Raw genomic sequence first — 7312 nt, forward strand, 5'->3', positions numbered from 1 at the left:
GGCGGCGGAGCCGGCTTGGCTGGGGGCGTACCACCGGCGGGTGGATCGACCGGGTGGCTGTCGGCGGGTGGCGGAGTCGGCGTCGACGGTTCGGACACCTCGGGGTGTCCGGCCGGGCCGCCCGCCGATGGCGGCAGCGTGTCGCTCGACTGTCGGCCGGGCGCGACCGCGGTGACCACGGGGGCGAGGACGGCCCGGATCAGGTCGGTCGCCGGGTTGACCGGCCGGTCCGGTGTGGTCACCGGCGGGGCCTCGGCGGCGTGGGCCGGGTGGTCCACGGCGACGTCGTAGGCGGCCCAGGCGACACCGGCGACCACGGTCAGGAATCCGAACCGCAGCGCGACGCGGACCAGCCGGCCAGGCCGTCGACTCTCCACCGGCGCCTCCTGTACCGACCGTCACCAGATTCGATCGCACCTTACTCGCCGCAACTTTCCGATCACAGGCTGCACGGCGTGTCGGGGGCAGAAAAGCCGGCCGGCAAACCTGACCCGCCACGACAGCGAGGCCGAAGAACGGCGCGACTGGTCCAACCAGTTGACGGGTTGATGGGCGCTGGTCCACACTGCCGGGCATGGCATTCGTACCCGTCACTCGCGCCTCCGTGTCCGACCTCGTCTTCGGTCAGCTGCGCGACGCGATCGTCAGCGGTACCTACCGGACCGACGACAACCTGCCCGGCGAGCGGGAACTGGCGGCGGCGTTCCAGGTGAACCGGCACGCCGTACGCGAGGCGCTGCGCCGGCTCCAGCAGCTCGGCCTGGTACGGGTCAGCCAGGGCGGCGCGACCCGGGTGCTGGACTGGCGGGTGCACGCCGGGCTGGACCTCGCCCTGTCGCTGGTGCAGTCGGGCGACGTACTCCCGGTGACCACGCTGCTGCGCGACATGATGGACATGCGGGCCTGCATCGGCGTCGACGCGGCCCGGCTGTGCGCCCACCGCGCCGACCAGGCGGTACGCGAGCAGATCCGCCGCGCCGCCGAGGACTTCGCCGCCCTCGCCCCCGACCTGCCGGCGATGGGCGAGGCCAACATCGCGCTGTGGCGGCACATCCTGCGGGGCGGCGGCAACACCGCGTACGTGCTGGCCTTCAACAGCCTGGTGGCCGGCGCCCTCGCGGTGGGCAAGGTGCCGCCGCAGCGGCGCGCCGCCGAACTGCTCGACGTCGCCGGACACCGCCGGCTGGCCGAAGCCATCGCCGAGGGCCGGGCCGACGACGCCGCCGAGCAGGCCCGTGCCCTGCTCACGGCTCCCCTCACCGCCCCCACCAGAAAGGACAGTCGCGCATGATCCCCGCCGTGCTGTACGCCGTACCGGCGTTCCTGCTGCTCATCGCAGTCGAGGCGCTGTCCTACCGGTTCGCGCCCGACGACACCGAGCGTGGCTACCAGGCCCGCGACACCGCCACCAGCCTGACCATGGGCGCCGGCAGCCAGGTCATCGGCGTGGGGTGGAAGCTGCTCACGATCGGCCTGTACGCCGCGGCGTACACCGTCTCGCCGTTCACGCTCTCCCCCGGCGACTGGTGGGTGTGGGTGCTGCTGTTCTTCGCCGACAACTTCGCCTACTACTGGTTCCACCGGGCGCACCACGAGGTACGGCTGTTCTGGGCCGGGCACGTGGTGCACCACTCCAGCGTCCTCTTCAACTTCTCCACCGCGCTGCGGCAGAGCTGGACACCGATGACCTCGCTGCCGTTCTGGCTCGGCCTGGCGCTGCTCGGCATCCCGCCGTGGATGATCTTCCTTCAGCAGTCGATCAGCCTGCTGTACCAGTTCTTCCTGCACACCGAGCGGATCAACGTGTTGCCTCGGCCGATCGAGTTGGTCTTCAACACCCCCTCGCACCACCGGGTGCACCACGGTTCGAACGCCGAGTACCTGGATCGCAACTACGGCGGCATCCTGATCATCTGGGACCGCCTGTTCGGCACCTTCCAGCCGGAGGGGGCGGTCCGGTACGGCCTGACCAAGAACGTCGGCAGCTACAACCCGCTGCGGGTGGCCACCCACGAGTACGCGGCGATCTGGCGCGACCTGCGCACCGCCACCACCTGGCGGCACCGGCTCGGCTACCTGCTGCGCCGCCCCGGCTGGCAGCCGGCCCGATGACCCGGCCCGAGCAGAACACCACACCCCCGAACCGGCCGACGCCGGACACCACGCCACCGGGCCGGCCGGCGCGCGGCGCCACGCGGCCGGGCTGGCCGGGTACCGCGTTGCTGTGGGTCTTCGCCGTGGTGGCGGCGGTCGAGCTGGTCGCGGTGGCCGTCGCGGCGACCCCGGTGCAGTGGCTGGCCAAGCCGCTGCTGGCGCCGCTGCTGCTGGTGTGGCTGTGGCGGGTGGGCCGGCGGGCCGACCCGGTCGCGGTCGGGCTGGTCTTCGCCACCGCCGGGGACATCGCGCTGCTGGTGCCGGGAGACACCGCGTTCCTGGTCGGGATGGGCTGCTTCCTCGGCACCCAGCTGGCGTTGATCATCGCGTTCGCCGGGCACCGCCGGCCGCGGCTGGCGGCGATGGCCGGGTACCTGCTGCTCTGGGTGGCGGCGAACGCGCTGTTGTGGCCACAGCTCGGCGCGCTGCGACTGCCCGTGCTCGGGTACAGCCTGGCCCTGAGCCTGATGGCCGCCGCCGCGACCGGCGTCAACGTCCGGGTCGCGGTCGGCGGCGCGTTGTTCCTCTTCTCCGACCTGCTCATCGGTCTCGGCGCGGCCGGGACGACGCCGCCCGGGCACGGGGTGCTGGTGATGGCGACCTACAGCGCGGCCCTGCTGCTGATCACCACCGGGTGGGCGACCCGGTCCGGCGGTGCGGCCGGTCAGCCAGTGGGCGGCATGAGCCCGCCCCGGTAGGCGGCGGCGACGGCCTGGGCCCGGTCGCGCAGCCCGAGTTTCATCAGCACCCGGCCGACGTGGGTCTTCACCGTCGCGTCACCGATGTGCAGGCGGGCGGCGATCTCCGCGTTGGACAGCCCGTACGCCATCTGCACCAGCACCTGCCGCTCCCGGTCGGTCAGCCGGCCCAGCTCGCCCGGGACGGGCCGGCGATGGTCGCCGAGCGCGGCGAACTCGGTCAGCAACGACCGGGTGACCGCCGGGTCCAGCCACGCCTCGCCGGCCGCCACCGCCCGCACCGCCATGGTCAGCTCGTCGGGCGCGGCGTCCTTGAGCAGGAAGCCGGAGGCGCCCGCCCGCAACGCCGCCCGGACCGCGTCGTCCACGTGGTACGTGGTGAGGACCAGCACCCGTACCCCGGCCCCCTCGGCGGTGATGTCGCGGGTGGCGGTCACCCCGTCGGTGCCCGGCATCCGCACGTCCATCAGCACCACGTCGGGCCGCTCCCGGCGGGCCAGCTCGACAGCGGCGGCACCGTCGGCGCACTCGCCGACCACCGCGATGTCCCTCTCGGCGGCAAGCAGCATGGCGATGCCGGAACGCACCAGCGGCTGGTCGTCGGCGAGCCCCACCCGGATCACGACGGCACCCCCACCTCGACGGGCGGCAGCGGCAGCCGGGCGTACACCCGGAAGCCCTTCCCCGGCACCGGCCCGGTGGTCAGCTCGCCGCCGGCGACCGCGACCCGCTCGCGCAGCCCGACCAGCCCGCGCCCGGTGGACAGCGCACCACCGGCGGCGGTGCCGTCGCCGCCGGTGTCGCGCACCTCCACCTCCAGCTCGTCGGCCCAGGTCAACCGGACGGTGGCGGTGGCCTGCGGGCCGGCGTACCGGGCCACGTTGGTCAACGCCTCCTGGACCGTCCGGTAGGCGGCCAGGCCCACGCTCGGGTCCACCGGTCGGGCCGGCCCGTCGACCGCGAACTCCACCCGCAGCCCGCTGGCGCTCATCCGGGCCACCAGCTCCTCGACGTCGCCGGGGCCCGGGTGCCGGGGGTCGACCGGTGCGGGGTCGCCGGGCGCGATCACGGTGAGCATCCGGCGCAGTTCCTCGACGGCCTGCCGGCCGGCCTGCTCGATGTGGGTCAACGCCTGCCCGGCCCGGTCCGGGTCGGTGGCCAGGACGCGCCGTGCGCCGCCGGCCTGCAACAGCATCACCGTCACCGTGTGCGCAACGATGTCGTGCAGCTCCCGGGAGATGCGGGCCCGTTCGTCGGCCACCGCGCGTTCCGCCTCGACGGCGCGGAGGCGCTCGGCAGCCGCGAGCCGGCGTCGGTTGCTGCCCGCCCACCAGCCCAACGCCCAGGTGCCACCGACCACCAGGGCGTAGACCAGGGCGAGGCCGACGAAGACGGCGGTGCGTCGGCCGGCGTCCTCCCGACCGGCCAGCCACGCCTCGTTGGCGGCGATGACCAGGTACGGGGCCAGCGCTGGGACGGTGACCCAGGCGCGGATGGCCGGCGCGTACGCGCCCACGGCGAAGAGGGCGACCAGCACGCCGAGCACCGGCTGGTAGCCGGGCACCAGGGCGGTGCCGACGAGACCGAGGGCCCAGACCACCACGAATACGGTGACCGGCGCCCGGCGGCGCCACAGCAGGGCGATCGGGCCGAGCACCGCGAACGCCAGCAGCAGGGCGGTGGAGCCGCCCAGGCCGCCGGCGCGGGCGAGGTCGGTGCCGGCGGTGGAGAACAGCGCCAGGTCGAGCAGCCAGACCGCCGCGGCGACCAGGACGTCGCGACGGGCCGGGACGTCCCGGCGGGCCGGCCCGGTCGGCGGTACGGCCGGGGCGGTCATCGTGGACCGTGCGGCTGGCAGAAGCAGAACAGGATGCAGAAGCCACCGGTCAGCTCACGCATCGAGCCGAACCGGTGCTCGGCTCGGCGCGGTTCGCGCTGGGCCTGCTCCAGCTCGCCGGCACGGCGCAGCAGGTCGTCGTCGACGACGTGGATATCGCCGGCGACGATGTCCAGCCGGCGCAACGCCTCCCACAGGTCGCCGCCGGCGCCCTCGATCGCCTTGGCCAGGGCGGCCGAGTCGGCCCGTCCGACCTGGGAGCTGTAGCCGGAGGTACGGCCCAGGGACGCGATGACGGCCACTGGCGCCTGGTCGGTCAGCGCGAACCGACGCCACTTCCACACCGGCGCCACCTCGACCGGCAGCCGCTCCTCCAGGCTGGCCGGGAAGATCACCACCTCGAGGTCGGCGTGCGGGTCGAGCAGCTGCTTGGACGGGTTGGGCACGAGCACCTGATCGCCGTCGATCAGCACACCGACGGCGAGGTGACCGGCGGCGCGGTCCGGCGCACGCCGGTCCTGGATGGAGACTCTGATCTCGGCGCGGTTGGCCGTGTCGACGCACATGGGGGGTCCTCCGGGGGCTACGGGTGCGTGCACGGTAGGCCGAAAAGATCAGCAGAGCTGTCGGCCAAATACACCCCGATCGTCCGCCTGACGCTTGACAACCGCACCGACGTAAGGAAGGGCCCCTTCTTAACGCCTCGCGTAGAGGAAGGGCCCCTTCTTAACAAGCAACGGGGCGGGGTGGGCGGCTCAGTGGCCCCGATACAGGGCGGCGATGTCGTCGGCGAAGTGGTCCTGCACCGCCTCCCGCTTGATCTTGAGGGTGGGGGTGAGTTCCCCGTCGGCCTCGGTGAGGTCCCGGGACAGGATCCGGAAGGTCTTCACCTGCTCCGCGTGGGAGACCGTCCGGTTGGCCTGGTCGATCGCACCCTGGATCTCGTCGCGCAGCTGCGGGTCGTCGCGCAGCTTGGCCAGGGACGCGCCGGGATGCCCGTGCGCGTCGCGCCACCGTTGCCACGCCTGCGGGTCGACGGTGACCAGCGCGGCGACGTACGGGCGGCCGTCGGCGACGAGCATCGACTGGCTGACCAGCGGATGCGCGCGGATGCGCTCCTCGATCGGCGCGGGCGCGAGGTTCTTGCCCGCGGCCGTGACCATGATCTCCTTCGTCCGGCCGGTGATCCGCAGGAACCCGTCGTCGTCGAGGCGGCCGAGGTCCCCGGTGTGCAACCACCCGCCGTCGGCCAACGCCGCCCGGGTGGCCTCCGGGTTGTTCCAGTAGCCGGGGAACACCACGTCGCCGCGGGCCAGCACCTCCCCGTCGTCGGCGATGCGGATCCGCACCCCGGGCAGCGGCCGGCCGACCGTGCCGATCCGCATCGCGGTCGGCAGGTTCGCGGCCAACGCCGGTGAGGTCTCGGTCAGGCCGTAGCCCTCCAGCACGGTGATGCCCGCGCCGCGGAAGAAGTGCCCGAGCCACTCCCCCAGCGGCGCCCCACCGACGATGGCCATCCGGCACCGCCCGCCGAGCGCGGCACGCAACTGCCGGTACGCCGCGAGGTCGAACAGCAGGTGCGCCAGGCTCAGCGGTACTCCGGGGCCGTGCGGCCGGTCCTGGGCCCGGCTGTACCGTACGGCCACCTGCTCGGCCAGGCTGAACAGCCACCCCCGGTGCGAGTCCTCGGCCATGTGCCGGGCCTGGTCGTGCATCTTCTCGAACATCCGGGGCACGGCGAGGATGAAGGTGGGCCGGAACCGGCGCAGCTGGTCGAGCACTCCGGAGACGTCGGCGCTGTGCACCATCGTGGCCCGGTTGTGCACCATGCCGACCTGGATCAGCCGGGCGAAGGCGTGTGCCAGCGGCAGGAACAGCACGGTCGACGCACCCGGATGCAGCACCTGCGGCAGCACGGCGGTGGCGTTGCCGACGTCGGCGGTGATGTTGCGGTGGGTCAGCACGCAGCCCTTCGGCGGGCCGGTGGTGCCGCTGGTGTAGACGATCGTGGCCATGTCCGCGCCGGTCACCGCGGCCCGCCGGGCGTCGACCTCAGCGCTGTCCACGCCGCGGCCCTTGGCGGCCAGCTCGATGAGTTCGCCGACGTCGATCCGCCAGGTCTGCCGCAACGCGGGCAGGTCCGGGCGCATCCCGGTCACGGTGGCGGCGTGGTCGGCGGTCTCCACCACGCAGCCGACCGCTCCGGAGTCGCCGAGGATCCAGTGGATCTGATCGAGGCTGGAGGTGTCGTAGATCGGCACGGTGACCGCGCCGATCGACCAGAGCGCGTAGTCGACCAGCGTCCACTCGTAGCGGGTGCGGCTGAGCAGCCCGACCCGGTCGCCGTGGGCCACCCCGGCGGCAACGAAGCCGCGGGCCAGGGCCAGCACGTCGTCGCGGAACTGCCGGCAGGTCACCGGCAGCGAGCCGCCCCGACCGGATCGTCGTACCGGCCACGACCGTGGGTCCGGGTCCGGGCGGATGAACTGCACCGCGTCCGGATCCTCCGCCGCGTTGCGCCACACCTGCTCGGCCAGGCTGGCGTCACCGCCGCCGACGATCGGCTCAACCGCTGTCTCCCGCACGCCCGCCCACCTGCCGTCGTGTCCCGTCGCGCCGATAG

7 protein-coding genes and 1 pseudogene are annotated in these 7312 nt (G+C 73.5%); 3 read left to right on the forward strand and 5 right to left on the reverse strand.

Annotated features, from left to right (window positions below):
- A pseudogene (locus C1I95_RS30380) lies at nucleotides 1-377 on the reverse strand (hypothetical protein); the annotation flags it as partial.
- Between the two features lie 197 nt (nucleotides 378-574).
- Between C1I95_RS30380 and C1I95_RS30385 the strand changes: the two are divergent.
- Genes C1I95_RS30385 through C1I95_RS30395 form a run of 3 tightly spaced genes read left to right on the forward strand, consistent with a single transcriptional unit; the run spans nucleotide 575 to nucleotide 2852 of the window.
- Nucleotides 575-1291, forward strand: a complete 717-nt coding sequence (locus C1I95_RS30385) for a FadR/GntR family transcriptional regulator (RefSeq protein WP_111219055.1) — start codon at nucleotides 575-577, stop codon at nucleotides 1289-1291.
- Nucleotides 1288-2112, forward strand: coding sequence for a sterol desaturase family protein (locus C1I95_RS30390; protein ID WP_111219057.1), 825 nt, complete (start codon nucleotides 1288-1290; stop codon nucleotides 2110-2112). The genes C1I95_RS30385 and C1I95_RS30390 overlap by 4 nt, the downstream gene beginning before the upstream one ends.
- Nucleotides 2109-2852: a lysoplasmalogenase gene (locus C1I95_RS30395; protein ID WP_111219059.1), complete on the forward strand. Its 744-nt coding sequence runs from the start codon at nucleotides 2109-2111 to the stop codon at nucleotides 2850-2852. Before C1I95_RS30390 ends, C1I95_RS30395 begins: the two co-directional genes overlap by 4 nt.
- Here C1I95_RS30395 and C1I95_RS30400 read toward each other — a convergent pair.
- From C1I95_RS30400 to C1I95_RS30415, 4 genes are all read right to left on the reverse strand, one after another.
- Nucleotides 2819-3475 (reverse strand): response regulator, encoded by a 657-nt coding sequence (locus C1I95_RS30400; protein WP_199523980.1) that lies wholly within the window; start codon nucleotides 3473-3475, stop codon nucleotides 2819-2821. The genes C1I95_RS30395 and C1I95_RS30400 overlap by 34 nt on opposite strands.
- The gene (locus C1I95_RS30405; RefSeq protein ID WP_111219061.1) at nucleotides 3472-4689 is read right to left on the reverse strand and encodes a sensor histidine kinase; all 1218 of its coding nucleotides are present in this window, start codon (nucleotides 4687-4689) and stop codon (nucleotides 3472-3474) included. Before C1I95_RS30405 ends, C1I95_RS30400 begins: the two co-directional genes overlap by 4 nt.
- Nucleotides 4686-5255, reverse strand: coding sequence for a hypothetical protein (locus C1I95_RS30410; protein ID WP_111219063.1), 570 nt, complete (start codon nucleotides 5253-5255; stop codon nucleotides 4686-4688). Before C1I95_RS30410 ends, C1I95_RS30405 begins: the two co-directional genes overlap by 4 nt.
- A 189-nt stretch (nucleotides 5256-5444) precedes the next feature.
- Nucleotides 5445-7274: an AMP-dependent synthetase/ligase gene (locus C1I95_RS30415; RefSeq protein WP_111219065.1), complete on the reverse strand. Its 1830-nt coding sequence runs from the start codon at nucleotides 7272-7274 to the stop codon at nucleotides 5445-5447.
- Nucleotides 7275-7312 lie beyond the last annotated feature (38 nt).

Origin of the sequence: Micromonospora craterilacus, assembly GCF_003236315.1 — a bacterium.
Classification (GTDB): domain Bacteria; phylum Actinomycetota; class Actinomycetes; order Mycobacteriales; family Micromonosporaceae; genus Micromonospora; species Micromonospora craterilacus.

Coding starts and splice junctions, on each gene's coding strand:
- C1I95_RS30405 (WP_111219061.1), bottom strand. CDS start 4,689: ATGACCGCCCCGGCCGTACCGCCGACCGGGCCGGCCCGCCGGGACGTC.
- C1I95_RS30390 (WP_111219057.1), top strand. CDS start 1,288: ATGATCCCCGCCGTGCTGTACGCCGTACCGGCGTTCCTGCTGCTCATC.
- C1I95_RS30395 (WP_111219059.1), top strand. CDS start 2,109: ATGACCCGGCCCGAGCAGAACACCACACCCCCGAACCGGCCGACGCCG.
- C1I95_RS30410 (WP_111219063.1), bottom strand. CDS start 5,255: ATGTGCGTCGACACGGCCAACCGCGCCGAGATCAGAGTCTCCATCCAG.
- C1I95_RS30385 (WP_111219055.1), top strand. CDS start 575: ATGGCATTCGTACCCGTCACTCGCGCCTCCGTGTCCGACCTCGTCTTC.